Below are 24,157 nucleotides of genomic sequence, written 5' to 3' on the forward strand. Positions count from 1 at the left end.
GCGCGAATACTGCGCGCATCTCCCCTGAAGCAGGTGAACCCATGAATGCCTGGAACCCGACTGCGGTACGTATGTTCATTCCGGCCCTGATCGGCTGGTGCCTGGCGCTGGCCACCTGCCTGCGCGCCGAACAGCTGCGCGGCGACCCGCACGCGCAGGCGTTGTTGCCCGTGCTGCAGCAAGGCGCGGTCGCGCTGCTGGTCCTGAGCCTGGCCTGCACGGTTGCGGCCTGCGTGTTGCTGTGGCGGCATGGCCGCGGCGACGGCGGGCGTCTCGCTTCCGGCACTACACCCGTGCCGCGTCCATCAGCAGGACCCGGCACGGTGCGCGCTGGAACGCGTTGATCTGAGGCACCAGACGCTGGAAGTGCTCGCTGGCGCAATGGATATCCAGAGCGTCGCGGTCCGGCCATTGCTCGATGAAGACGAAATGCCCGGGGTCCTTCTGGTCGACGAACAGTTCATAGCCGAGGCAGAGCGGCTCTCGCCGCGTGCATGCGACAAGCTCGCGGTACAGGGGAAGCACGGTGTCCACCGCATCGGGATGGATGAAATCCTCGGCGATCACTTTCAGCATGTCGGCACCTGCAGACGGGCCTTGCAGGATAGTTCCAGCGCATGGCCGGCACCTATCCTGGTCAACGCAATACTGCGTCCGTACTGACCAGCTGCACGTCGTGCATCTGATTGAGGTAGGCCTCGTAGTAGCCCTTGTGCGAGGCACCGACGATGGCCAGCATTCGGCTGCCAGGGTGCAGGCCCAGCACGTCGCGGACGTTGGCGACCATGCGCAGGTTGCGGGTTTCCCAGTAACCGACATACATCCGGCCGAACGCCTTGGAGGACGGCTCGACGAGCGTCGCGCCGAAGTCGCTCTGGTACGCTGCCAACGCTGCTGCCGGGCTGTTGTAATCGCGATACAGCGCCATGACGCCACCGGGCTTGTCCAGATTGGCCACGAGGCGTTCATCGGCCTCCCGTCGTGCCCGCGAATGCGTATTGTTCCAGGCACCGGTGATGGCTGCACTGGCCGCCGCCTCATCCTCGGCCGGTGTGGGAGAATCGGCCGTGTGGTCGTCCACGGCCCACAGCCGTTCATGCCCGAGGCGGGCGGCAACTACGGCGGCGATCAGGCTGGTTTCATTGCGGCGGACCAGGCCTTTGCCGAGGATCTCGACCAAGGCCGGCGTCAGCCCATCGCCGGCTTTGCGCTCGGACGCAGGCAGGCGCAGCCATTGCACCTGCGCCGAGCCGCGTTCGCCCGCTGCCAGGAACAATGCTGCGAGCCGACGACGCTGGGTGGGCGTCGGCTCGTCCGGCCAGGTCGCAAGCAGGCGCTCGGCCTGGGCGTTCGCTGCGGGCACGTCCAGGCCGGTGGCAGCCTGCGCAGCGGTGGTGTCGAAGCAGTAGGTGGCCACGCTCTCCGCATAGCGTTCCGGGTAGCGACGCATGGAATCGCACTGGAGGCCGGACAGGTCTTCGGTGGCGATCAGTTCGGGCTTCCAGGCGACCAGTCGCTGCAGCAAGGGTTCAAGCAAGGCGGGCTGGAACGACTTGGGCAGGCCGGACAGGTGGGCGGTGCCCAGTACCAGCACCTCGTTCGGTCGCCCGACAGGCGGCCCCTTCAGCTGGTCCGGATGGAAGGCGGGCCGATAGGTGGCATCTGCAGCGAGGGCGCCGGTACTGCACAGGCCCAGGATCAGGAAGCTGGCCAAGCGTGGGAACATGCGATCTCCGTGTCAGTGCGCGTCCTGCGGTTCGCTGCATGCTGGCCATTTTCACCTGCCATGGAATCGCCCGTTGGTCATGCAAACCTTTTGGGCCTGAACTGCATCGTGCCCGGCAAGGCTATGCCCAATGACGGCGACAACGCGCGACATGTTCCGTGACGACACCCGGTGTCCCCACCGAGCGTGAGCAGAATGTGAAGTACATCGCGATTGTCTACCGCGTCCCTGCAGCCGCATCTGAAGTTGCGACGGACGTCGCGTAATCCGGCTAAAGCCACTGATCGCCTCGCCGATACTCCCTCTGGATCCCGCTCCAGTCACCCGCCGCAGGACCCCAGGCCGTCCCCGATGGGCGGCCCGCGCTGTGTGTTCCGCCGCTCCCAGATGCCGATCGCACCCGCAGCAGACGTTCGTGGCAGTCGCTCGAGAGGTGCCGGTTGGCACCTGTAGTCCCTGGCACCTGAAGTTGCCGCCGGGCATCCCGCCCGTCGGGTCGCAACCGCTTACCGGACACCGAGGATCAGACAATGCTCATTCCAGGCTTCACGGCGGGCGCGCAGGCGCCGGCCGAGCTGTATACCCGTTGGTCGCCGTGGCGTGCCCTGCTGGGCGCGCTGGCTCCCCAGCACCGCACCGGCGCCGAGGCCGTGTCCGACGGCCGTGCCGAGCTGGAAGCCCAGGTCGCGGCGCTGCACCGGGTCCAGGCGGTCATCGAGTTCGCCCTCGATGGCACCATCCTGCAGGCCAATGACAACTTCCTGCAGGCGATGGGCTACCGGCTGGAGGAGATCCAGGGAAAGCATCATTCCCTGTTCGTCGATCCCGAGCAGGCGCGCAGCGCCGAGTACCGCGACTTCTGGACGCGGCTGGGGCGTGGCGAATATGACGCTGGCCAGTACCGGCGCTTCGGCAAGGGCCAGCGCGAGATCTGGATCCAGGCCTCGTACAACCCGGTGCTGGACCGGCAGGGGCGGCCTTACAAGGTGGTCAAGTTCGCCACCGACATCACCGCGCAGAAGCTGCAGGCTGCCGACTCGGCCGGGCAGCTGGCGGCGATCGACAAGTCGCAGGCGGTGATCGAGTTCGGCATGGACGGCCGCATCCTTTCGGCCAACGACAACTTCCTGGCCGCCACCGGCTACAGCCTGGACGACGTGCGTGGCCAGCACCACTCGCTGTTCGTCGAGCCCGAGTATCGTGGCAGTGCCGAGTATCGGCAGTTCTGGGAGAAGCTGGGCCGTGGCGAATACGATGCCGGCCAGTACCGGCGCCTCGGCAAGGGCGGGCGCGAGGTCTGGATCCAGGCGTCCTACAACCCGATCCTGGATCTCAATGGAAAGCCGTTCAAGGTCGTCAAGTACGCCACCGACATCACCGCGCAGGTGCATGAGAACCAGGCCATGCAGCGCGCCGTGGCGCAGACCCGTGAAGTGGTGGCGGCCGCCAAGGAGGGCGACCTGACCCGGCGCGTGGCCACCGTCGACAAGCGCGGGCCGATCGCCGAGCTGTGCGAAGGCGTGAATTCGCTGGTCGAGGCGATGGCCGCGATCATCGGCCAGATCAAGTTCGCCGCCGACACCATCGCCGTCGGTGCCACCGAGATCGCGCAGGGCAACAGCGATCTGTCGCAGCGCACCGAGCAGCAGGCAGCCTCGCTGGAGGAGACCGCCGTGTCGATGAAGGGCCTGGCCGAGACCGTGCAGCGCACCGCGAGCAACGCACGGCAGGCCAGTCAGCTGGCCGGTGGCGCCGCCGATGTCGCTGCGCGCGGCGGCAACGTGGTGCACGAAGTGGTCGAGACCATGGCGGTGATCAACGCATCCTCGCGGCGCATCGTCGACATCATCGGCGTGATCGACGGCATCGCTTTCCAGACCAACATCCTTGCGCTGAACGCGGCGGTGGAGGCGGCGCGTGCGGGCGAACACGGGCGTGGCTTCGCCGTGGTCGCCACCGAGATCCGCGAACTGTCGCAGCGCTCGGCCAGTGCCGCCAAGGAGATCAAGCAGCTGATCGATGCGTCGGTGGCCAATGTCGGCGCCGGCACCGCGCAGGTCGAGAGCGCCGGCCGCACCATGGACGAGATCGTGCTCAACGTGCGCCGGGTCAGTGACCTGATGTCCGAGATCAGCACGGCCGCACAGCAGCAGAGCGACGACATCCAGCAGATGAACCACGCTGTCGATTTGATCGACCAGGGCACCCAGCAGAACGCTGCGCTGGTCGAGGAAGCCTCGGCCGCGGCGCGCAGCATGGAGGAGCAGTCAGCGCAGCTTCTGCAGACCGTGGCCAGCTTCCGCGTGCAGGGTGAGGCGGGGCACCTGCATGGCGCGGCGGTGCTGCGCGCGGTCTAGGCCCGGCGGTCGGAGTGCTGTTCCCCCGCCTTGTGGGTCGGGCTGATTATGCGCGGCCTGCCAGGCTACGCCGATGCTGATGGTCACATGGGCCTCAGCGGCGGGCAGGGCGGCGATGAATTCCTCGCCGCCGTCGCGGGCCAGCAGGTCATCACCGCGTTGCGGGCAGCCGTCGAGGATCGCGGCGACCGCCTGCAGGTTGTTGGCGTCCCAGCGCCCGGCGCTGATCGGATGCGTCAGGCAGATGGCGGGCGATCTGCAGCGCCATCGCCCGTTCGGAAACGTGGCCCCGGCTGGCGTGCTCGATCACGCCCGGCAGCGAGAGGTAGTGGGACCAGGCGACGGCGTCGGACGCCCGCAGGAGGGGCAATCGCGCGGGCGGTGCATGCTGGGGCATCTTCGCCAGTGTCGGCGCTCTGGCCCGGGAAAAGCAAAAGGCCAGATCATGGACCTGGCCTTTGATGCTGTGGTGCCGGTGAAAGGACTCGAACCTTCATGGGGTCACCCCCGGCTGATTTTGAGTCAGCTGCGTATACCATTCCGCCACACCGGCAGGCAGCGTACGAGTGTAACCGAGGTCGGCAGGCGATGCATAGTAGGAGGGCCTATGAGGGCGGTTCCTGTCGGCATTGGCCCCTTGATAGCTATACTCCCAGCGTGCAATTGCCTCCAGGAGCGGTAGCCGATGACAGTGTTGCAGGACCTGAGGGTGCTGGTGGTCGAGAACGACGAAATGAGCGCGGCCCTGCTGCAGATGCAGCTGGTGCATGCCGGTGCAGTCGTGGTTGGCCTCGCAGCGAGTGTGTCCGAGGCCCTGCGGCTGCTGGAGCAAAGCACTCCTGACGTGGCCCTGCTGGATTACCGCCTGGCCCGCAACGAGACCAGTGAGCCGGTGGCTGCAGCGCTTTCGGCGCGTGGCATTCCGTTCGTGCTGGCCACCGGGATGCTGGCCGAGCAGCTGCCGGCGCCGATGTTGGCCGGCCTGCTGCTGGTCAAGCCCTACCTGTCGGCTGATCTGTCACGCGCGCTGGCGCGTGCGGTGGGCCGCTCCAGCGTCAAGGCCTGAGCCGTCCGCCACGGACCGGCAGGGGGATACTGCCGACGGCTGAATGCTCGCGTCTGCGATGTTCGGCGGCAACCCCTGATCCAGGAACCCCGCCCAGGCGGGGTTCTTCAATTGCGTCCGGCGCTCAGCCCGCTTCCTCGTACACGTAACGGATCTCCTCGCGGTCATCGAGGATGCGGTACTGGCGCGCCAGGTCATCCGGTTCGGGGTTGAGCCAGGCGTCGAGGTGTTCCTTGCGGATCGGCACGACCCCGCGGTCATGCCCGGCAGCGGCGACGTCGCTGGGAGGTGCGTCGGTGATCGTGGCAAACGACAGCAGGCGGCCTTCCGGTCCTTCCCATTCCGCCCAGAGGCAGGCCAGCAGCAGGTCGCGGGGGGGATCGGGACGGAATTCGAGTACTACGTCCTGTTCCTTTTCGTCGGCACCGAGGGTGCGGCCGGCGATGGCGTGGCGGGGCACGTGCTCGTAGAACGCCTGCACCACCACTACGCCGTGGCGCAGTCCGAACGCACCCCGCCAGTAACCTTCCAGGCTGTCGCGCCGCGCATTGTAGGTGCCGGGGTAAAGCACGTCGTTGCGCGCTGGCTTGTCCGGCAGCCGGCACTGGTAGCGCATCGGCTTGATCACGCGCTGGCCGTTCTCGCTGACCATCACCGGTGCGTAGGTGCCGGGGAAAATGCGGTTGTCGCGCGGCAGCAGCTGCACCCGATGCAGGTCTTCCAGTCGGGCCTGTGCGCGCTCGATGCGGTTGCCGGCCACGCGCAGGTCGTTGCGCGCTTTCTGCGTGGGCCGGGTGCCCAGCGTGGCATGGGCAATATCGCGTCGTTCGCGTTGCCGGGCCAGTTCGGCCTCCAGGGCCTGTTGCTCCTGCGCATGCCATTGCTGGATCTTCGCCACGATGTCCCGCCCCTGTTCGGTACGCGCACCGGCGAATCCGTCATCCATCGCCTTCGGGGTCTTCGGCCGTTTTTTGCCCGGATCGTGTGCGTACAGTTCGGCGAAGTCCTCCAGCGACAGGATGGCGCCGAATTCGCGTACCAGTTTGGCGTAGTCAGCGCGGATCAGGGCGGAATAGCACATGGGACTCTGTGGGCCTGGGTCGCAGTGGCTGCGACGTGGATGCGGCAGGATAGCCCGACCCATCCGGAGATGCCGCATGAATGATCCCATCACCTGCCAGTTCCGCGAAGCCGTACCCACGGTCGAGGACTACTGCCAGTTGCGCGTGCTCGCAGGCCTCAGCGCCAAGTCCCGCGAAGCAGCCGCCCGCGCGCTGCCCAATACGCTGTTCGGCGTATGTGCCTACCAGGGCGCTGAGCTGGTGGCGATGGGCCGTATCGTCGGCGATGGCGGCTGCCACCTGCAGGTCTGTGATATCGCGGTGCTGCCGCGATTGCAGGGGCAGGGCCTGGGCAAGGAGGTGATGCGGCGGCTGGACGGCTGGATGCAGGCCAACCTGCCGCCGTCGGCGTACGTCAGCCTGCTGGCCGATGGCGAGGCGCATCGGTTGTATGCGCAGTTTGGTTTCGCACCGACTGCTCCGGCATCGATCGGGATGTATCGGCGGTTCTGAGCCGTGGGCGGGGTGAAGCCATCCACGGGCAGGGCGGTTTGATCGCAGATCGCGGGCAAAGAAAAACCCCGGCCGAAGCCGGGGTTTTCAAGAATTGGCGTCCCCACGGGGATTCGAACCCCGGTCGCCACCGTGAAAGGGTGATGTCCTAGGCCTCTAGACGATGGGGACGCACGAAAACTTCAAGTTGTAGATCCTTCGACGGCCTAATGTCGAAGTGGTGGAGCCAAGCGGGATCGAACCGCTGACCTCCTGCATGCCATGCAGGCGCTCTCCCAGCTGAGCTATGGCCCCATGAAACTCCGGATATCTGCCGGGAGCAGAGTCCGTTTTGAAACTGGCGTCCCCACGGGGATTCGAACCCCGGTCGCCACCGTGAAAGGGTGATGTCCTAGGCCTCTAGACGATGGGGACGCACGAAAAACTTCAAGTTGTAGAACTTTCGACGGCCTAATGTCGAAAGTGGTGGAGCCAAGCGGGATCGAACCGCTGACCTCCTGCATGCCATGCAGGCGCTCTCCCAGCTGAGCTATGGCCCCGTGTTACCGAGCCGCCTATCATACCTGCGTGTTCACGTTTGTGGAAGTTTTTTTTGAACTTTTTCGTCCCGGTTCAACCGTTGCCACCAAGGGCAGGGGAACCGCAACGCCACAACCTGAATGCCGGTAGGCGGTGAACAAAAAAGACCCGGTTATCGGCCGGGTCCTCGTTGTTCGTGATGAGTGGCGTCCCCACGGGGATTCGAACCCCGGTCGCCACCGTGAAAGGGTGATGTCCTAGGCCTCTAGACGATGGGGACGCAATTCTCATCAATGTTCTTTAGCGACCTTTCGGCGGCCTAATGCCGAAAGATTGGTGGAGCCAAGCGGGATCGAACCGCTGACCTCCTGCATGCCATGCAGGCGCTCTCCCAGCTGAGCTATGGCCCCACGTCGCTGAGGAGCGAAATAATAGCCTTGCCCCAGAGGGTTGGCAAGCATTTGTTGCACTTTTCTTCACGCGCGTTGCGAAGGGAACGACGATCGCACGTACTTAGTCGGCGCCGTCGGTCAGCGCCGCCAGGATTGGGCACTGATCCAGGGTGCCGTGGCCGGGGCAGGCGTCGACCAGCTGCGAGAGCGCGCTGTGCATGCGTTGCAGTTCAGCCATGCGCTGCGCGATGTCCTGCAGTCGGGCTTGCGCCGCGTCGCGCACGCTGCCCATGTCCTGCGGATGGCGATCACTGAGTGCCAGCAGTTCGGCGATTTGTTCCAGGCTGAACCCCAGCGTCTTGGCGCGGCGGATGAAGCGCAGCCGGCGCAGGTCCTGCTCACCGAAGATGCGATAGCCCCCGGCCGAGCGTGCCGCGGTGGGCAGCAACTGCTGGCGCTCGTAGTAGCGCACGGTATCGATCGGTACGCCGGCCTGGCGCGCCAGTTGACCAATGTTCATGGCGGATTCCTGCGGATGCTGCCGGTCATTCTGAAGCCTGGAGTCAGGTCCAGGGTCAAGCTCCGGTCGCGGACGGCGCATTCAGCGCACTTTGCAACTTTCTTCATAGCCCCGCCGTCGTGGCAGTTCCTACCCTGCGCCTGAACCGGCCGCTGGATGGCCTGCAACGAACCGAGGAGATGCTCTGTGGAAGGATTCAGGAACGAGGGATTCGTAGAGGTCGCGGTGGTCGAGTACCCGGGAGGGGACCCGTCGGCGGCCTCGGTGCTGACCGAAATGGCACACGTCGCCAACCGGCTTGCCCAGCAGCAGCGTCGCCCGTTCAAGCGTGTCCTGGTGACCCGCTGGGTCGTGCCAGCCAGCCAGACCGGCGTGCATCGCATTGCCGGCGCGGAGATGCTCGAGGCGGACATTCCCGCCGTGATCGCCGTGCCTGGCCAGATCAGTCAAGGCGTCTGCCTGCGCGCCGATGAGGTCCTGCTGGATTGGCTGCGCGCGCATTACGATGGCGGCAGTCTGCTGGCAGCTGCCAGCGATGGTGTCAGCATGCTGGCACGCGCGGGTCTGCTTGCCGGCCGCACCGTCAGTGGGCCGGACCTCGGGCGTCATCCGGGCCTGCAGGGACCGTCGGCCAGCTGGGTGCCCAGTGAGCGTGCGCTGGTCGACGACGGTGACCTGCTGACGGTGGCCGGTTCCCAGGCCTGGCGCTTCCTCGCCCTGCGTCTGCTGTACCGGCTGCACGGTCAGGGCGTGGCGAGCTCCGTGGCGCAGCAGCTGGGGATCACGGTGCCAGCGGCGATCCAGCAGGATCTGGAGCGTTTCAGTGCCAACTTCGCCCACGGCGATCGCGACGTACTGAAGGCGCAACGCTGGCTGCATACCACCGCTGCGCGTGGGGCCACGCTCGGAGCGATCTGCGAGGTTTCCGGACTGGAACCGCGGACTCTGCAGCGGCGCTTCCTGAAGGCCACCGGCCTGCGTCCGATCGAGTATTGCCAGCGGTTGCGTATCGCCAAGGCGCAGACATTGCTGCAGCAGGGGGCGGGTATCGATGAAGTGGCCTGGGGCGTGGGCTATGCAGACCAGAGCGCATTCCGCCGCCTGTTCCTGCGCATTGTCGGAATGACGCCGGCCAACTATCGCCGGCAGGTCAACAACAATCGGCGCGAACGACCGCTGTTGTCGTCGGTGGCGGGCAGCCTGCGCGGGCTGCAACCGGCGCCTGGCATGCAGATGCCGCGCAGCGCGGCCTAAGCCTGCGGTGGGCGTCGCACTTGCAACCTGGGCGCGACGCTTTGACCATGCAGGCAACGAGATGATGTGACAGGTGGGTTGATGTCGAGTGTTGGACCGGTGCCGATGCCGGTGGTGCTGATCCTGATGTGCGTGCTTATGGCCATGGCGGTGGCCCACCTGTGGCCGCGGCCGAAGGACGGGATGGCAGTGCCTTCCGCGGCCAGCCTGGTCCTGGACATGTTGCTGATCGGCCTGCTGTGTGGACGCATCAGCTTCGTGGCCTTGAACTTCGCGCTCTACCGTGAGGCCCCCTGGAGCATCCTGCAGATCGCCGACGGTGGGTATCACCTTGCCGTCGTGCTGGTTGCGGGCCTGGCGTGGGGCACCTGGCGGCTGCGGCTGTGGCGCGCGTTGCGTGCGCCGGTGCTGGCGGGGGCGCTGGTGGGTGTGGTGCTGTGGGCGGCGGGCAGCCACCTGCTCGCAGCATGGCAGGAGCGGCGGATGCCGCTGCCGGCGGTCCAGGTGGCCGATCTGCAGGGGCGCAGGATCGACCTGCAGCAGTTCCGTGGCAAACCGGTGGTGCTGAATCTCTGGGCCAGCTGGTGTGGTCCCTGCCGTCGCGAGATGCCGGTACTGGCATCCGCACAGCAGATCCACACTGACGTGCAGTTCGTGTTCCTCAACCAGGGAGAAACCCTGGACGAAGTGAAGGGTTTCATCGCATCCGAACAGCTCCGGCTGGGCAATGTATTGCTGGACGATACCGCCTCGGCGTCAACCGTGCTGGGTGTACAGGCCTATCCGTCGACGCTGTTCTTCGACGCCGAAGGCCGCCTGCGTGAACTGCACCTTGGCGAAATGACGGCGGCGGGTCTTGAACACAAACTGCGCCGGCTGCGGTAGCCTGCGCGGGCATCTCACTACGGAGTTCCCATGTTGTCGACTTCCCCGCGCATCGCTCCGGCGGTGCTGTTGCTGCCGGTCATGCTGGCATTGGCCGCCTGCAGCCAGGCCCAGACCCCGCCAGGCAAGGCAACGGCAGCGCCGGCAGCGAGCGCTCAGGCCCCAGCGGCCAAAGGCGAGCGCCCCGCAGTGCTGAAAGGCATCGAGAAGCACGGTTTTGAAGTCGTTGCCGAGTTCGATGCACCGGGTGGCCTGCGTGGATTCGCTGGCGTGGTGGGTGGGCAGCAACCGGCCGCAGCCTATGTCACCGCCGACGGCAAGCATGTGCTGGTAGGCAGCCTGTTCGATGCCGAGGGCAACGACGTGGCCGCCGAGGCGGTGGAGAAGCTGGTTTCAGCACCGATGTCGGCCAGGATGTGGACCAAGCTGGAGGCCAGTGCCTGGGTGCGTGACGGCAAGGCCGATGCGCCGCGCGTGGTCTATACCTTCAGTGATGCCAACTGCCCGTACTGCCACAAGTTCTGGGAAGCAGCGCGTCCGTGGGTCGATGCCGGCAAGGTGCAGTTGCGCCACATCATGGTCGGCGTGATTCGCGAGGACAGCCCGGCCAAGGCTGCGGCCATCCTGTCTGCGCGTGACCCGAGTGCGGCCTTGCTGGAAAACGAACACCAGTTCGACCGTGGTGGCATCAAGGCCCTGCCGAGCATCAGCCGCGAGATCGCCGGCAAGCTCGATGCCAACCAGGTGCTGATGATTGAAATGGGCTTCCAGGGCACGCCGGGCATCCTGTTCCAGGATGCGCAGGGCCAGGTGCAGCGTCGCGCCGGCCTGCCACAGGGCGCTGACCTGCAGACGGTGCTGGGCCCGCGCTGACCGGCACCCACGCCGTGATGCGACACCACAGGCTCGCATGGCAGCATGCGGGCCTGTGCTTTTTGTCACCTGTGCGAGTGATGCGGGCTGCGCACCTCCTGTTCGTCGTCACGTCTGAATCGTGACTGACATCAAGCATCGCGCCTTGATTCCAATCAAGGCCAAAAACGACAGGCGGATTAGCCTGTGACGCATGGAATACAGCGTCAACGCGCCAGGGATGCCGCGCCTGACACGCCCTGAACCGGGGCAGTCGGCACAGCCATTCACGACGTTCTCACTCCCTGGTTGTTACCCAGACCGCTGCGGTCGCCACCTCTCCGGCAGTGCGGCCCTGATGGCGTCGATATCGGTACGGGCGGGGCAGTGTCATCGTCCTGTTGCCTGCCATGCGCAGGCTGGCCGGTGTCGTCGACGCAGTACCCGCATTTCCAGCAACGGCAACGCAATGTCGGAGCTGCGCCTGCGCGCGCGCCGTCAGTGCGCTGCGAATGTTCGTCCAGGGAGGATGCAATGCGCTTTGCGGTACTGAGTCTGGCCTGCCTGACCGCGCTGGTGGTCACGCCAGCCTATGCGCAGCAGAATGGCCAGGAGGATGCGCACGCATTGCGCCAGGAAATCGCTGCCATGCGACAGGCACTGGAGGGCATGCAGAAGCGCCTGGATCGGCTCGAACAACGCGAGGGCGCTGTCGTGGCCGCTGCGCAGGTAACGGCGCCGGTGACACCACCTGGCAGCAGTGCCAACCTGCTGCATCCCACCCAGGTGCCGGGTGTGGCGCAACCGGTGCTGCCGCAGCGCGAATCAGTGGCCGATCCCTCAACGGCAGCCTCGCGTCCCGACAGCGCTGCTGGGCCGACCGACCCGGATCTGAAGGGCTTCTTTGCCATTCCAGGTACTGACACGGTGATCCGCATTGGCGGCTATGCCAAGCTCGATGCGATTGCCGATTCGCGTGCGGCCGGTGACGAGGATCAGTTCATCCCCTCATCGATGCCGGTGGGCGGCAGCCATCGCGATGTCTCCAATTTCAACATCCACGCCAAACAGACCCGCTTCAGCTTCGAGGCGCGGCGCCCGACCACGCACGGCAACCTGCGCTTCTACCTGGAGAATGATTTCTTCGGCAGCAGTGATGGCTACGCGTTCCGTCTGCGCCACGCGTATGGCCAGCTTGGCAATACCTATGCCGGCTACGGTTACTCCAGTTTCATGGACCCGGACAGCCTGCCCGACACGCTCGACTTCGCCGGTCCCGGCGGCGCCGGCTATCTGCTGGTGGCCGGCATCCACCACAGCTTCGCGATGGGCAAGGGCAACACCCTGACGCTGGCGGCCGAAGACCCCAGGACCGAACTGGCCGGTGCCAGTGATGAACGGGCCGCAGTGAACCGGCTGCCGGATGTGACCGTGACCGCACGCATGGAGCGCGACTGGGGCCATCTCCAGCTGGGCGCGGTGGCGCGCAGCCTGGCCTATGACGGTGACGGCGAGCGTGACCGGCGCATGGCCGGCGGCCTGCAATTCAGTGGCTCGGCATCGGTAGGCGAGCGCGATCTGTTGCTGTTCGGCGCGCTCGGCGGGCGCGGCCTCAGCCGCTACACCGCGGACCTGACCGGCTCCGGGCTGGACGCGGTGGTCGGTGCCGATGGCCGTCTCGACGCGCTGGACCTGCACGGCGGCTTCGTCGGCTACACCCATTACTGGTCCGGGTTTTGGCGTTCGAACCTGATCTTCGGCCAGTTGACCCTGGAGCGGAATGCCGCACTCGCCGCCGATGCCTTCCGGCAGAGCCGATACGGCGTGTTCAACCTGATCTGGAGCCCGGCGCCGTCGTGGACGATGGGCATGGAGCTGCTGTACGGCCGCCTGGAACAGCAGGGCGGCGCGCGCGGCGACACCGTCCGGGTGCAGGGCAGCCTGCAATACAACTTCATCAAGTAAGCGCCAGCGGCGTTACGCCAGCGCAACCGTCCCCACGCCCGGCCGCACCGGGCTCATGCCAGTACCGGAGATTGTCATGGCAGAAGCAAAGAAAATCGGGGTGGTCGGAGCCACCTTCCTCGTCGCCGGCAACATGATGGGCTCAGGCGTGTTCCTGTTGCCGTCCAGCCTGGCCAAGATCGGTACCGCATCGATCTGGGGCTGGCTGATCACCACGGCCGGTGCGCTGTTGCTGGCCTTCGTATTCGCCAAGCTGGGCAAGCTGGCGCCGAAGGCGGGCGGTCCGTACGCGTATGCGCGTGACTGGTTCGGGCCCTACATGGGCTTCCAGACCAATACCATCTACTGGTTCGCCAACTGGATCGGCAACGTTGCCATCCCGATCGCCGCGGTGGGCTACTTCAGCTACTTCTTCCCGATCCTGTCCGAGCCGCTGGTGCGCTGCATTGCGGTGCTGATCCTGGTGTGGGCGCTGAGCTTTGCCAACGTGATCGGTCCGGCCTTCGTCAGCCGTGTGCAGACGGTCACCACCAGTTTCGCGCTGGTGCCGATCCTGGGCATCGCCATCTTCGGCTGGTTCTTCTTCGATGCCGACATCTTCAAGGGCGCCTACAACGTGTCCGGTGAGTCCAACTTCGGCGCGATCTCCAGTGCCGCGGCACTGACCCTGTGGGCCTTCATCGGTGTCGAATCGGCTTCGGTCACGGCTGGCGTGGTCGAGAACCCGGAGAAGAACGTGGCCCGCGCCACCCTGGCCGGCGTGTTCCTGGCGGCCATCGCCTACATCGCCAGCTCCTCTGTGATCATGGGCATGGTGCCGAACTCGGAACTACAGGTGTCCGACGCACCGTTCGCGCTGGCGGCGGCCAAGGCGGTCGGCGGCTGGGGCGGCGCGCTGGTCAGCCTGTGCGCCTTCATCGGCGCCGCCGGCTCGCTGGGTGGCTGGATCCTGCTGACCGCGCAGAGTGCCAAGGCGGCCTCGGATGATGGCCTGTTCCCAAGCATCTTCAGCAAGACCAACAAGGACGACGTGCCGGTCAAGGGCGTGCTGATCGTGGCGGTGCTGATGACCCTGGCAGTGCTGGTGACCTCTACCTCGGAAACCGCGTCGGCCCAGTTCGACGTGATCACGTCGGCGGCCGTGGTGCTGACCCTGCTGCCCTACATCTACTCGTGCGTGGCCTGCTACTTCGTGGTCGAGCGTTCGCACACCCTGGTCCATACCGGTGCGTTCTGGACCCTCACCAGCCTGACCGTCGTGTACTGCCTGTGGGCAATCTACGGCTCGTCGGGAACCATCGTGCAGTACGCCTTCCTGTTCGTGCTGTTCATCACCGTGTTCTATCCCTTCTTCAGCGAGGAGCGCCGCCAGCAGCGGCAGCGCGCCCGCGAGGCATCGGCCATCAGCGCCCGCGCCCAGCGTTCCTGAGTTCGACAAGGAGAATCAACGTGTACTTCAAGTCCCTGGACTACCCGGTCATTGTCATCGACAACGATTACGAGTCGCCGCGCATCGGCGGCATCCTGATCCGCGCCCTGGTGGAAGAGCTGCGCAGCAACGACCAGCGGGTGCTGTGCGGGCTCAACCTGGATGATGCGCGCGCCGGCGCCCGTACCTACGTGGCGGCCTCGGCGGTGCTGATCTCGATCGATGGCAGCGAAGAGGTGGATGGCGAGTTCCAGCGCCTCACCGCCTTCCTGCGCGAGCAGAGTGCACGCCGCGCCAACCTGCCGGTGTTCCTGTACGGCGAGCGCCGCACCATCGAAAAGGTGCCGAGCAAGCTGCTCAAGTACATCCACGGCTTCATCTTCCTGTTTGAAGACACCAAGAGCTTCATCTCGCGGCAGGTGATGCGCGCGGCCGAAGACTACATGAAGAATCTCTTGCCGCCGTTCTTCAAGGCGCTGATCCATCATGCGGCAGAGTCGAACTACTCCTGGCATACGCCGGGCCATGCAGGCGGCGTGGCATTCACCAAGTCGCCGGTCGGCCGTGCGTTCCACCAGTTCTACGGTGAGAACACCCTGCGCAGCGATCTGTCGATCTCGGTGCCGGAACTGGGCTCACTGCTGGATCACACCGGCCCGATCAAGGATGCCGAGGAGGAGGCGGCACGCAACTTCGGTGCCGACCATACCTTCTTCGTCACCAATGGCACCTCGACCGCCAACAAGATCGTCTGGCATGGCACGGTGGCCCGCGGCGACGTGGTGTTCGTCGACCGCAACTGCCACAAGTCGCTGCTGCACGCGCTGATCATGACCGGCGCGGTGCCGGTGTACTTCACCCCAAGCCGCAACGCACACGGCATCATCGGCCCGATCAGCCTGGATCAGTTCACGCCGGAGTCGCTGCAGCAGCGCATCGCCGCCAACCCGCTGGCCAGCCAGGCCTACAAGGCCGGTTCCAAACCGCGCATCGCGGTGGTCACCAACTCGACCTACGACGGCCTGTGCTACAACGCCGAGAAGATCGCCGCCGAAATCGGCAGCGCGGTCGACTTCCTGCACTTCGACGAAGCCTGGTACGCCTACGCCGCGTTCCATCCGTTCTATGAGAACCACTACGGCATGGCCAAGGGCAAGCCGCGCGAGCAGGATGCGATCATCTTCACCACGCATTCCACCCACAAGCTGCTGGCCGCGTTCTCGCAGGCGTCGATGATCCACGTACGCAACTCGGCGCAGCGCGACCTGGATGCCGAGCGCTTCAACGAGTCGTTCATGATGCACACCTCGACCAGCCCGCATTATGGGGTGATCGCGGCCTGTGACGTGGCCTCGAAGATGATGGAGGGCGAGGCCGGCCGTTCGCTGGTGCAGGAAATGCATGACGAGGCGATCGCCTTCCGCCGCGCGATGCTGCACGTGCGTGATAACCTCGGGCGCGACGACTGGTGGTTCAGTGTGTGGCAGCCGACCAAGGTCGAGCGCAGCCTGGACAAGGGCGATACGCCGGCGCCGCTGGTGGCCAAGCGCGAGGAGTGGTACCTGCAGCCGGACGCGCACTGGCACGGCTTCGAGAATCTGGTCGATGACTACGTGCTGATCGACCCGATCAAAGTGACCCTGCTGACCCCGGGCCTGGCGATGGACGGCAGCATGGGCACGCTGGGCATTCCGGCGGCGGTGCTGAGCAAGTTCCTGTGGGGCCGCGGCATCACTGTGGAGAAGACCAACCTGTATTCGGTACTGTTCCTGTTCTCGATGGGCATCACCAAGGGCAAGTGGAGCACGCTGGTCACCGAGCTGATGGCCTTCAAGGAGCTGTACGACTGCAACGCGCCGCTGAGCCAGGCATTGCCGACGCTGGCGGCGGACTATCCGATTGCCTACGCCGGCTGGGGACTGCGTGACCTGTGCGATGCACTGCACGCGTTCAACCAGGAATTCGAGGTCGCCAAGGTGATGCGCGAGATGTACGTGGATCTGCCGACGCCGGTTATGACCCCGGCCGATGCCTACAACCACCTGGTGAAGGGCGAGATCGAGCGGGTCGACATCGAGCAGCTCAGTGGTCGCGTCGCGGCGACCATGCTGGTGCCGTATCCGCCGGGCATTCCGACCATCATGCCGGGCGAGCGATTCGGCGACAGCGACGAACCGATCATCCAGTCTCTGCGTATTGCCCGTGAACAGAATGCGCGCTTCCCGGGCTTCGAGTCGGATGTGCACGGGCTCATCATCGAGCACGATGGCGATGTGACCTCGTACAAGGTGGAGGTGCTGAAGGCCTGACCGGCGACGGTCGGCCCTTCGGCGAGCGATGGATACCGCGCGCGAGCAACGCATCCTGAAGTTCTCCATCGGGGTGACCATCGCGGTGAGCGCGGTCGGCTTCATCGGTGGCCTGCTGGTGGGATCGCAGGCCATCCTGTTCGACGGCGTGTACAGCCTGGTCGACGTTGCCTTGACCCTGGTGTCGTTGTCGGTACTGCGGCTGGTGGCGCGGGAGCAGAGCCCGCGCTTCCAGTACGGCTATTGGCACCTGGAGCCGATGGTCGAGGCACTCGGCGGGGTGATCCTGTCGCTGGCCTGCGTGTATGCGCTGGCCAACGCGGTCATTGGCTTGACCACGGGCGGGCACGAGGTGAAATTCGGGCCCGCGCTGTGGTGGGCGGGGCTGCTGAGTGCCAGCAACCTGGCAATGGCGACGTTCGTCGCGCAGCGTGCGCGGCGCCTGCGCTCGGCGCTGTTGTGGCTGGATGTAAGAGGCTGGTTGCTGGGTGGGTTGATGAGCCTGGCGGTGGTGCTGGCCTTCGTGCTGGCCCTGGTCCTGCATGGCGGCAAGTGGCACCACTGGGTCCCGTACCTGGATTCGATCGTGCTGGCGTTGATCAGCCTGGCGGTACTGCCAGTGCCGGCGCGCAGTGCATGGAAGGCCATGCGCGAAGTGCTGCAGGTGGCGCCGGATGACCTGGACCGGCGCGTGCAGCAGGTGATGCAGGCGTTCGTGTCCGAGCGTGGCTATGCCGGTTTCACCAGCCACGTGGCGAAGATGGGGCGGATGCGCTTCATCGAGATCCATGTGCTGGCAGACCCCGGTACGCCATTGGGCTCGGTGGGCGAGGTCGATGCGATGCGCGATGAGATCGCCGTGCGGCTGGATGCGCGGGGTAGCACGTTCTGGTTGACCATCGATTTCACTGCGGATCCGGCGTGGACGTAGCCCTGCCTCCTTCGCGCCGGGGCCTCGCACGGCCAGGTTCTGTTCCCCTGTAGGGCCGAGCCCATGCTCGGCTGCCGTTCGCATGGAGCAGCCGGGCATGGGCCCGGCGATACAGCACGCCGCGATCGTTGCACACGGCGGACTGCTCTGTTGCGCCGGATGTGTTTGACCTGAACCTGGGTTGAGGTTGCAGACTGCAGCACAGTTCCACAACGCCTAGCGCAGGTAGTACTCCACCGGCACCACCAGTTCCTGTGGTGCCTTCAGTTCATCGGGAATGGGCGGTAGTGGCTGCGCGCGGCGGAAGGTCTGCAGTGCGGCGCCGTCAAGCATCGGTTGGCCACTGGACTGCTCCAAGCGCAGGGTCAGCAGGCGTCCCTCGCGATTGATGCTGGCCCTGACCCAGGCAGTGCCCTGCTGGCGCCGTGCGCGGGCCGCAGCAGGGTAGTAGCGATAGCGCTCCAGCCGCGCCATCAGGCGGGCTTCCCACTGGTCGCTGGCGGCGCCGGCCTGGAAGTCCGCCGGTGGGGCGTCGGGAGCGGGCGGCGCGGCCGTGACCGATGCCGGTGCGGGACTTGCATCGGTCGCGGCCGCAGGCGGGGCGAGCGGCAGGGCTTGCCGGCCAGCGCCACCGCGTTCGCTGGCGGCTACCTCGCCCTCGCGTGCGGCGGTGGGTTTCGGTGGAGGGGGCGACTTCGTGGGTTGGGATGCGCGGGCCTGCTGCGCCTGGCTGGGGGTGTCGGCCTGGCGTTCTTCCAGTGGCTGCGGCGGCGTTGCCGGTGCCAGCAGGCGCAGGCTGATACGCACGTCCTTCTCCGGCGGCGGCGGCAATGGCGGCGCGGCCACCCAGTGCACCAACAGCAGCAGGGGCAACAGGTGAAGCCCGATGCTGATGGCGATCGCCTGCCAGTGTTGGCCGCGCTCACTCATCGTCCAGCACCCATAGCAGGTCGGCGTCGGCCGCCTCGACGGATTCACCGGGCGAGGCCAGTGCGATCACCAGCGCCGGTGTGTCCGCTGGCAGGTAGCCCGGCACGCCGGTACCGCGCAGTACATGCCAGCGACCGGCCAACAGCAGCGAAGGTGCCGGTGCCTCGGTCATTACCTGTGCCATGCGCGTGTCGCGGGCCTGTTGCACGGCCAGCATCCCTTCCAGCATCGGTGCTGCGTCCGCATGCTGGGCCAGCACCACGGCCGACAGGCGGTGCCGGGCGGTGGGCATCGGGAACCGTACCGACCTGTCGGAAGCGAGCAACGCATTGACCTCGGCACGCGACAGGTTGCCGCCGAGCAGGGGAATGCCGGTAGCGGTGGCGTCCTGTACCAGCCCGCCATAGGCCACCCACGGCCAGCGTGTATCCCAGCCCAGCAGCTCCTGCAGGCGCGCTCCGTCGGCATGGTTGCCGTTGGCCAGCCAGCGTTGCACCCGCTGCAGGCGCGGCTGGCGTTCGCTGGCAATCATCTCCAGCACCAGCGCGCCTTGTGGACGCTGCTGCTGCAGCGCGTGCAGCAGCCAGCGCTGGGCGGTGTGGTCACCGGCCAGATCGTGGCGTTCGCCCAGCAGCACTCGCGGGGCATTCGCTGCGCGCTTCACGAATGCGGCTTCGTCCAGGGGCTGGCCACTGGCCAGGTCGATCACCGTGCCGGGCATCGGCTGCGCGCTGACCATTGCGGCCAGCGCAAGCAGGCAGAGCGGCAGCCAGCGACGGCTAGAACGCCACATTGACGCCCATCGAGACGGTGCGGCCACGGCCGTTGCCGCGGTCCAGGATCGGGCTGAAGATGCTGTCGATCGAGGCATTGTTGTCATAGGCTTTGTTCTGCAGGTTTTCGATGTTCAGCCACAGGGTGGTGTTGGGCTGGGGCTTGAAGCTGGCGTAGAAGTCGAGGAGTACACCGGTGCCACCGGTCTTGCGGGTCTGGAAGAAGTCGTAGCCTTCCTCGGTGGGCCCGGAGTACTCGGCACGCAGTCCGGCCTGCACGCGCTGCTGCCACCAGCGGCCGCCCACGTCCAGCGTCCAGTAGCGGTCGGGCAGGGCGGTGATGTCTTCCAGGTTGACGAATTCGATGGCGGGCGCGCTGGTGTGCGAGCGGGTCCAGCTCAGCGTCGCGTGGTAGTGCGCGCTGGCGTAGTGCGCTTCCAGCTCGATACCGCGCATGCGCACCACGCCCGGGTGGTTCATCCAGCGCGTGGTGGTACTGAAGTCGTCCACGTCCAGTGCGTCGGTCCAGGCAGTGAGCTGCGGATCGCTGTCGATCGGTACCACGACTGGCTCCACTTCCGGTGGATGCACGATCAGCAGGTATTGCGGCTTGATGTAGTCGCGGATGCGGTTGTCGAAGCGGGTGACCCGCAGCTGGGCCAGGTCACCGTCGACCAGCAGCGAGTCGGTGCTGAGGTTGGCGCCGAACTGCAGGTTGCGCGAGCGCTCACGGCGCAGGAATGGGTTGGCGCCGACGCCATCGGCATCGCTGATGCCTTCCAGTGGGATCTTCTCGAAGAACATCTCCTGGACGCGTGGCGGCCGCGAGGTGCGCGAGACTTCAGCGAAAAGTTGCAGCCAGTCGGTGGCCTGCCATGAAACCGCCAGGCGGGGGCTGAGCGCGTGCTGGGTGCGGCGCACGTCGATGCCGCCGCCATTGATCTCCGCGCACTGGCCGGGGACATCCGAGCACACCGGGATGTGGCCACGGATGCCGAAGCGGTCCTGGCGCAGGCCTGCGGTCAGCGCGTAGACGTCGTACTGCAGTTCCAGCGTGCTGAACACGCTGTCCAGCTGGCTGCGGCCCTGCGGGTTGGCGCCGCGCAGGGTGGGGGTGTCGGCCACATGGATATCCGACTGGTGCTTGATGCCGGTGTTCCAGCGGGCCTGCAGCGCGCCGATATCGAAGCGGCTGGTGTTGTCGAGGGTCCAGCTGCTCAGGCTGCTGTGGGTGCGGCGACCGATGTAGCTGGAATCCTCCACGGGCGGATAGAACAACCGGGTCTTGTTGCTGGCAAAGGTCGCGCGCAGGTCGATCCACGGCGAATAGGGCGTGTAGTGGTAGCTGGCGCGCTGGTTGCGTGCGGAAATCTGCCACGGGTAGTTGTGGTAGAAGTCGTTTTCGTAATGCATGTGGCTCAGGTCCAGCCGATGCTGGTCGCTCGGCTGCAGGCGTGCTTTCAGCAGCCAGCTGCTGGGCTGCTGGCTGCCCGGGTCGGCGTCGTTCTTCTGCCCCCGCGCGGTGGCGTATTCGCTGCTGCGGCTGCTGCTGGCAGCGGCCAGCAGGCCGAACTGGCGATCACCGCCGTCCTCGCTGTGGCGCCAGGCGCCGGCGAAGGTGCGTCCATTGCCGTAGCTGTTGTTGCCGTGGCGGTAGCCTGCACGCAGGCCCCAGTCACGGTCTTCACCGAGCAGGTCATCGATATCCAGTGTGCGGAAATTGGCACTGCCGGCCAGCGTGCCTGCGCCATCACCACCGGCGACCGCACCGCGTTGCACGTCCACGCCGGCCAGCAGGAACGGGTCGACGTAGGCAAACGGACCACCGGAGCCATGGCCCGCGTTGTTGCGGAAGGTCTGGGTGACACCATCGATCATGGTGTTGACCCGCCCGGCGCCGGTCATGCCGCGGATGTTGACCTGCAGGCCGGGCTGGCTCCGCGAATGGAAGCTGTGGGTGCCGGGCATCGAGCGCAGCAGGCTGTTGCCGTCCTGGCGCTCGGCCATGGCTACGCGTTCGCTGCCGACGGAGGGCGCGAAGCCATCGCCGGTGGCCGGTACATATTGGCTGGCGCCGGCACCCGGTGCCGGGCCGTGCGCGGTATCGCCCTGTACGCGCAGCGGGCCGGTTCGACGGCTGCCGTCGGTGGGTTCGGCCGGCGCCGGTTCCAGCGTTGCACGGCGTGTGTCGATGAAGCGGGGGCGCAGGCCGCTGCCGACCAGCAGGCGCGACAGCGCCTGCGCATCATCGAACTGTCCGCGCAGCGCCGGTGCCGTCTGGCCACTCGGCAATGCCGCCCCAATCACCAGATCGACACCGGTCAGCCGGCTGTACGCATCCAGCGCGCTGGCCAGCGGTTGTGCAGGAAGATCGAAGTGGCGCGTGACGGTCTGCGCGTGCGCGCTGGCCGACAACAGTGGAAGCGGAATGGCGCAGGCCAGTGACAGGGCGAGGACAAGGGGGCGGTGAAACGGCATCGGGAGCTCCAGGGGATGACGCAGCGCGTCGTCATCCTGGGTAGACGCAGCGGCAGGGCCGATGTCAGGGTGCATCGCGATGTCCCTTGCGTGGCGGCAGCCACACCTGCACGCCCGCGCCCAGGCGGAGCACGCGCACACGCAGCTGTGTGGCCAGCTGGTCGCGGCTGCGCGCCGCGCCGTCGGCGCTGCCGAGCAGGGTGACCGGCTGCTGGCGCAGCTGTGCGCCGATGATCCAGGTGTGGCCGCCATGCCAGCGATCCAGGCCCTGGGTGACCTCGGTCAAGGGTGCGGAGACCCAGTGCAGGCGCCGCTCGCGCCAGGCCAGGGCAGCCCCCTCCGCTGGAAGCAGCGTGGCGGATGCCTTCGCGTCGAATCGCATCTGCTGCCCTTCGGATGCTTGGCGGGTGCTGCTGCCGGACACCACGTTGACGCGGTGCTCGGTGACCGTGACCACGCTGTCGCCGCGCAGTACCGCCAGATCGAACGCGGTGCCCAACGCGGTGACGGTACCGTGCGGGGTATGCACCTGGAACGGTCGCGCAGCGTCGGCGCTGACCTGGAACCAGGCCTGGCCGCGCTCCAGCTGCAGCTGTCGGCGCTGTGCATCGATGCGGACATGGACTTCGCTGCCGGGCGAGAGCAGTACGCGCGAGCCATCCGGCAGTACTTCTTCGCGGATCTCGCCTGCCGCCGTCCGCATCGTCTGCGCGGCCGGTGGCGCGGCTTGGTGGGTATACAGGCCGAACGCACAGAGCAGCAGCACGGCCGTACCGGCGTCGCGCAGGCGCCGGCGCTGCCGCCGGAGCTGGTGCCGCTGCAGGCTGGGTGTTGCATCACCGGCCAGCCAGAGCGCCTGCAGGTGCTGGTACTGCGCGGCGTGGCGCGCATCGGCGTGGTACCACTGGCTGAACGCACGCTCGTCACGGCCGCCGTCGCGGCCGTCCAGCCACCAGCGTGCGGCCTCGCGCGCGATCGCCTCCTGGCTCATGCGCCGGGTACCTGCTGCAGCGCGACCAGCGCACGCAGCAGATGGCCGTGCGCGGTCTGCCGGCTGATCCCCAGCTGTCGGCCGATCTCTACCAGTGCCATCTGCTCCACCCGTGCCAGCAGGAACACCTGGCGCGACCGGGGCGGCAAGGCGGCAATGACCGCGTCGAGGTGGCGCAGCTGTTCGGCATCGAGCAGGCGCTGCTCCGGAAGGGGCGAAGGATCAGCGATGGCGAGCAGCTGCGCGTCATCCAGAGCGTCTTCGCGCCGGCGTTGGCGTTGCCGGTAATGATCGGCGATCAGGTTGTGGGCGACGCGGTACAGGTAGGCGCGGCCATTGCTCAGCAGGCCACTGGCGGCGATTCTGACGACGCGCAGCCAGGTTTCCTGGACGACGTCATCGGCGTCGCTGCGTTGCGGGAGTTTACGGCGGACATGGGCGTGCAGCGGCCGGTAGTGGGCCGCGCACAGCTGCGCGACATCCGTCGGTTCGACAGGCGTGGACACGGGGCGGGCGACAACTGGGAAAGGGAAAACAGCCCGCGGCGGCAAGGGCAGCGGCTGCACCTTACAGCAAAAGAGAATCATTTGCATCCATGAGCGCAAGGCGCGGCATGCATGGCCGACTGCGAGGTCAGCGCGGACGATAATCGCAGTGGATCTGCAGGGCTTCGGTGGGGTTGCGATGCAGCTCGAAACCGCAGTGCTGGAGGCTGCGCTTCACCCGGGCGATCGCTTCGGCATGGCGGGCGGTGCGACGATGCTGCCAGCGCGGCGGGGTGAACACGCCCAGTGGCAGCAGCCGTAGCCGCTTGCCGTGCAGTACCACTGAGACATCGATATGACGGCCATCGATGTCGTGGCCGTTGGCGCCGAAGATGGCATCGACTTCATCATGGCGCTGCGGATAGCAGGCGCGGAACACTGCGATGCCGAGCCAACGCACGCCACGACGGAAGCTGCCGAGCCGGCTGTGGCTGGGTTCGAAGCCGCGCGTGACGAGCAGGCGCAGCCCGGCAGGCAGCAATGCCTGCGCGTCGAGCAGGCGTTGCAGTACCTCTTCTTCCAGCTGGATGCGGGTGGAGGGCCAGCGCGGTGCGATGAGCAGTCCGTGGTGGCGGCCGCGTTGCAGGGTCAGCATGGGTCAAGCCTCGCATGCGGGCGAACAGCCGGGGGTAGTGCCGGCAAATCTGTTCCCCGTCGGGTG

At 66.5% G+C, this 24,157-nt stretch carries 21 protein-coding genes, 7 tRNA genes and 1 pseudogene; 11 read left to right on the top strand and 18 right to left on the bottom strand.

Annotated elements, in window-relative coordinates:
- Window positions 1–41: 41 nt before the first annotated feature.
- Window positions 42–344: a hypothetical protein gene (locus AB839_RS08915; RefSeq protein WP_061479065.1), complete on the top strand. Its 303-nt coding sequence runs from the start codon at window positions 42–44 to the stop codon at window positions 342–344.
- Here the strand turns inward: AB839_RS08915 and AB839_RS08920 are convergent.
- Together AB839_RS08920 and AB839_RS08925 are read right to left on the bottom strand one after the other, a co-directional pair.
- On the bottom strand, window positions 286–576 hold the full coding sequence (locus tag AB839_RS08920; RefSeq protein WP_061479066.1) for a putative quinol monooxygenase: 291 nt from the start codon (window positions 574–576) through the stop codon (window positions 286–288). The two genes, AB839_RS08915 and AB839_RS08920, sit on opposite strands and share 59 nt — an antisense overlap.
- A 61-nt stretch (window positions 577–637) precedes the next feature.
- Window positions 638–1,726: a DUF5694 domain-containing protein gene (locus AB839_RS08925; protein ID WP_061479067.1), complete on the bottom strand. Its 1,089-nt coding sequence runs from the start codon at window positions 1,724–1,726 to the stop codon at window positions 638–640.
- A 530-nt stretch (window positions 1,727–2,256) separates the two neighbouring features.
- Here AB839_RS08925 and AB839_RS08930 point away from each other — a divergent pair.
- Window positions 2,257–4,083, top strand: a complete 1,827-nt coding sequence (locus tag AB839_RS08930) for a methyl-accepting chemotaxis protein (protein WP_061479068.1) — start codon at window positions 2,257–2,259, stop codon at window positions 4,081–4,083.
- 51 nt (window positions 4,084–4,134) lie between these two features.
- Here AB839_RS08930 and AB839_RS21895 read toward each other — a convergent pair.
- Window positions 4,135–4,281 (bottom strand): annotated as a pseudogene (locus AB839_RS21895) (GGDEF domain-containing protein); the annotation flags it as partial.
- A 269-nt stretch (window positions 4,282–4,550) separates the two neighbouring features.
- Window positions 4,551–4,636: transfer RNA gene (locus AB839_RS08935), tRNA-Leu, on the bottom strand.
- Between the two features lie 132 nt (window positions 4,637–4,768).
- Here AB839_RS08935 and AB839_RS08940 point away from each other — a divergent pair.
- Window positions 4,769–5,149, top strand: a complete 381-nt coding sequence (locus AB839_RS08940; protein WP_061479069.1) for a response regulator — start codon at window positions 4,769–4,771, stop codon at window positions 5,147–5,149.
- Between the two features lie 124 nt (window positions 5,150–5,273).
- On the opposite strand, the gene AB839_RS08945 is transcribed toward AB839_RS08940, so the two are convergent.
- A complete protein-coding gene (locus AB839_RS08945) occupies window positions 5,274–6,230 on the bottom strand; it encodes an SOS response-associated peptidase family protein (RefSeq protein ID WP_061479070.1) in 957 nt (318 codons plus the stop codon).
- 76 nt (window positions 6,231–6,306) lie between these two features.
- Between AB839_RS08945 and AB839_RS08950 the strand changes: the two genes are divergently transcribed.
- Entirely contained in the window at window positions 6,307–6,723 is a 417-nt protein-coding gene (locus AB839_RS08950; protein WP_061479071.1) for a GNAT family N-acetyltransferase, read from the top strand.
- A gap of 95 nt (window positions 6,724–6,818) precedes the next feature.
- Here AB839_RS08950 and AB839_RS08955 read toward each other — a convergent pair.
- The 7 genes from AB839_RS08955 to AB839_RS08985 form a co-directional block, all read right to left on the bottom strand.
- Window positions 6,819–6,894 (bottom strand) — tRNA-Glu (locus AB839_RS08955).
- A gap of 47 nt (window positions 6,895–6,941) precedes the next feature.
- Window positions 6,942–7,017: transfer RNA gene (locus AB839_RS08960), tRNA-Ala, on the bottom strand.
- Window positions 7,018–7,061: 44 nt separating this feature from the next.
- A tRNA-Glu gene (locus AB839_RS08965) sits at window positions 7,062–7,137 on the bottom strand.
- 49 nt (window positions 7,138–7,186) lie between these two features.
- Window positions 7,187–7,262, bottom strand: a tRNA-Ala gene (locus AB839_RS08970).
- A 184-nt stretch (window positions 7,263–7,446) separates the two neighbouring features.
- Window positions 7,447–7,522 (bottom strand) — tRNA-Glu (locus AB839_RS08975).
- Between the two features lie 54 nt (window positions 7,523–7,576).
- Window positions 7,577–7,652, bottom strand: a tRNA-Ala gene (locus tag AB839_RS08980).
- A gap of 103 nt (window positions 7,653–7,755) precedes the next feature.
- Window positions 7,756–8,154 (bottom strand): heavy metal-responsive transcriptional regulator, encoded by a 399-nt coding sequence (locus tag AB839_RS08985; RefSeq protein ID WP_049415383.1) that lies wholly within the window; start codon window positions 8,152–8,154, stop codon window positions 7,756–7,758.
- Between the two features lie 186 nt (window positions 8,155–8,340).
- Between AB839_RS08985 and AB839_RS08990 the strand changes: the two genes are divergently transcribed.
- The 7 genes from AB839_RS08990 to AB839_RS09020 all read left to right on the top strand — a co-directional run bounded on the left by AB839_RS08990 (window position 8,341) and on the right by AB839_RS09020 (window position 17,779).
- Complete coding sequence (locus AB839_RS08990) at window positions 8,341–9,408, top strand: helix-turn-helix domain-containing protein (protein WP_061479072.1); 1,068 nt, start codon at window positions 8,341–8,343, stop codon at window positions 9,406–9,408.
- An 81-nt stretch (window positions 9,409–9,489) separates the two neighbouring features.
- Window positions 9,490–10,293, top strand: a complete 804-nt coding sequence (locus AB839_RS08995) for a TlpA disulfide reductase family protein (protein ID WP_061479073.1) — start codon at window positions 9,490–9,492, stop codon at window positions 10,291–10,293.
- A 30-nt stretch (window positions 10,294–10,323) separates the two neighbouring features.
- Window positions 10,324–11,166: a thiol:disulfide interchange protein DsbG gene (gene dsbG, locus AB839_RS09000; protein WP_061479074.1), complete on the top strand. Its 843-nt coding sequence runs from the start codon at window positions 10,324–10,326 to the stop codon at window positions 11,164–11,166.
- A gap of 513 nt (window positions 11,167–11,679) precedes the next feature.
- The gene (locus tag AB839_RS09005) at window positions 11,680–13,110 is read left to right on the top strand and encodes a DcaP family trimeric outer membrane transporter (RefSeq protein WP_061479075.1); all 1,431 of its coding nucleotides are present in this window, start codon (window positions 11,680–11,682) and stop codon (window positions 13,108–13,110) included.
- 76 nt (window positions 13,111–13,186) lie between these two features.
- Window positions 13,187–14,539 carry an arginine/agmatine antiporter gene (gene adiC, locus AB839_RS09010; RefSeq protein ID WP_061479076.1) on the top strand — a complete coding sequence of 451 codons (1,353 nt, stop codon included), beginning with the start codon at window positions 13,187–13,189 and terminating at the stop codon, window positions 14,537–14,539.
- A 20-nt stretch (window positions 14,540–14,559) separates the two neighbouring features.
- Window positions 14,560–16,848, top strand: coding sequence for an Orn/Lys/Arg decarboxylase N-terminal domain-containing protein (locus AB839_RS09015; protein WP_061479077.1), 2,289 nt, complete (start codon window positions 14,560–14,562; stop codon window positions 16,846–16,848).
- A gap of 28 nt (window positions 16,849–16,876) precedes the next feature.
- Complete coding sequence (locus AB839_RS09020; protein ID WP_061479078.1) at window positions 16,877–17,779, top strand: cation diffusion facilitator family transporter; 903 nt, start codon at window positions 16,877–16,879, stop codon at window positions 17,777–17,779.
- A gap of 216 nt (window positions 17,780–17,995) precedes the next feature.
- On the opposite strand, the gene AB839_RS09025 is transcribed toward AB839_RS09020, so the two are convergent.
- From AB839_RS09025 to AB839_RS09050, 6 genes are all read right to left on the bottom strand, one after another.
- On the bottom strand, window positions 17,996–18,709 hold the full coding sequence (locus tag AB839_RS09025) for an energy transducer TonB (protein WP_061479079.1): 714 nt from the start codon (window positions 18,707–18,709) through the stop codon (window positions 17,996–17,998).
- A complete protein-coding gene (locus tag AB839_RS09030; protein WP_061479080.1) occupies window positions 18,702–19,502 on the bottom strand; it encodes a ChaN family lipoprotein in 801 nt (266 codons plus the stop codon). Before AB839_RS09030 ends, AB839_RS09025 begins: the two co-directional genes overlap by 8 nt.
- The gene (locus AB839_RS09035) at window positions 19,489–21,960 is read right to left on the bottom strand and encodes a TonB-dependent receptor (RefSeq protein ID WP_061479081.1); all 2,472 of its coding nucleotides are present in this window, start codon (window positions 21,958–21,960) and stop codon (window positions 19,489–19,491) included. The genes AB839_RS09030 and AB839_RS09035 overlap by 14 nt, the downstream gene beginning before the upstream one ends.
- 64 nt (window positions 21,961–22,024) lie before the next feature.
- Window positions 22,025–22,951: a FecR domain-containing protein gene (locus tag AB839_RS09040; RefSeq protein ID WP_061479082.1), complete on the bottom strand. Its 927-nt coding sequence runs from the start codon at window positions 22,949–22,951 to the stop codon at window positions 22,025–22,027.
- Window positions 22,948–23,457 carry an RNA polymerase sigma factor gene (locus tag AB839_RS09045; RefSeq protein WP_061479083.1) on the bottom strand — a complete coding sequence of 170 codons (510 nt, stop codon included), beginning with the start codon at window positions 23,455–23,457 and terminating at the stop codon, window positions 22,948–22,950. The genes AB839_RS09040 and AB839_RS09045 overlap by 4 nt, the downstream gene beginning before the upstream one ends.
- A 127-nt stretch (window positions 23,458–23,584) precedes the next feature.
- A complete protein-coding gene (locus AB839_RS09050; RefSeq protein ID WP_061479084.1) occupies window positions 23,585–24,091 on the bottom strand; it encodes a hypothetical protein in 507 nt (168 codons plus the stop codon).
- Window positions 24,092–24,157 lie beyond the last annotated feature (66 nt).

Origin of the sequence: Stenotrophomonas sp. DDT-1 (genome assembly GCF_001580555.1) — a bacterium.
In the GTDB taxonomy this organism is placed as follows: Bacteria; Pseudomonadota; Gammaproteobacteria; order Xanthomonadales; family Xanthomonadaceae; genus Stenotrophomonas; species Stenotrophomonas sepilia.

What these genes read in the sequence shown, in the direction of transcription:
- AB839_RS09030 (WP_061479080.1), bottom strand. Translation starts at nt 19,502, where the DNA reads ATGTGGCGTTCTAGCCGTCGCTGGCTGCCGCTCTGCCTGCTTGCGCTG.
- AB839_RS08985 (WP_049415383.1), bottom strand. Translation starts at nt 8,154, where the DNA reads ATGAACATTGGTCAACTGGCGCGCCAGGCCGGCGTACCGATCGATACC.
- AB839_RS09020 (WP_061479078.1), top strand. Translation starts at nt 16,877, where the DNA reads ATGGATACCGCGCGCGAGCAACGCATCCTGAAGTTCTCCATCGGGGTG.
- dsbG (WP_061479074.1), top strand. Translation starts at nt 10,324, where the DNA reads ATGTTGTCGACTTCCCCGCGCATCGCTCCGGCGGTGCTGTTGCTGCCG.
- AB839_RS08940 (WP_061479069.1), top strand. Translation starts at nt 4,769, where the DNA reads ATGACAGTGTTGCAGGACCTGAGGGTGCTGGTGGTCGAGAACGACGAA.
- AB839_RS08920 (WP_061479066.1), bottom strand. Translation starts at nt 576, where the DNA reads ATGCTGAAAGTGATCGCCGAGGATTTCATCCATCCCGATGCGGTGGAC.
- AB839_RS09040 (WP_061479082.1), bottom strand. Translation starts at nt 22,951, where the DNA reads ATGAGCCAGGAGGCGATCGCGCGCGAGGCCGCACGCTGGTGGCTGGAC.
- adiC (WP_061479076.1), top strand. Translation starts at nt 13,187, where the DNA reads ATGGCAGAAGCAAAGAAAATCGGGGTGGTCGGAGCCACCTTCCTCGTC.
- AB839_RS09025 (WP_061479079.1), bottom strand. Translation starts at nt 18,709, where the DNA reads ATGAGTGAGCGCGGCCAACACTGGCAGGCGATCGCCATCAGCATCGGG.
- AB839_RS09005 (WP_061479075.1), top strand. Translation starts at nt 11,680, where the DNA reads ATGCGCTTTGCGGTACTGAGTCTGGCCTGCCTGACCGCGCTGGTGGTC.
- AB839_RS08995 (WP_061479073.1), top strand. Translation starts at nt 9,490, where the DNA reads ATGTCGAGTGTTGGACCGGTGCCGATGCCGGTGGTGCTGATCCTGATG.
- AB839_RS09050 (WP_061479084.1), bottom strand. Translation starts at nt 24,091, where the DNA reads ATGCTGACCCTGCAACGCGGCCGCCACCACGGACTGCTCATCGCACCG.
- AB839_RS08930 (WP_061479068.1), top strand. Translation starts at nt 2,257, where the DNA reads ATGCTCATTCCAGGCTTCACGGCGGGCGCGCAGGCGCCGGCCGAGCTG.
- AB839_RS08915 (WP_061479065.1), top strand. Translation starts at nt 42, where the DNA reads ATGAATGCCTGGAACCCGACTGCGGTACGTATGTTCATTCCGGCCCTG.
- AB839_RS08945 (WP_061479070.1), bottom strand. Translation starts at nt 6,230, where the DNA reads ATGTGCTATTCCGCCCTGATCCGCGCTGACTACGCCAAACTGGTACGC.
- AB839_RS08950 (WP_061479071.1), top strand. Translation starts at nt 6,307, where the DNA reads ATGAATGATCCCATCACCTGCCAGTTCCGCGAAGCCGTACCCACGGTC.
- AB839_RS09035 (WP_061479081.1), bottom strand. Translation starts at nt 21,960, where the DNA reads ATGCCGTTTCACCGCCCCCTTGTCCTCGCCCTGTCACTGGCCTGCGCC.
- AB839_RS08925 (WP_061479067.1), bottom strand. Translation starts at nt 1,726, where the DNA reads ATGTTCCCACGCTTGGCCAGCTTCCTGATCCTGGGCCTGTGCAGTACC.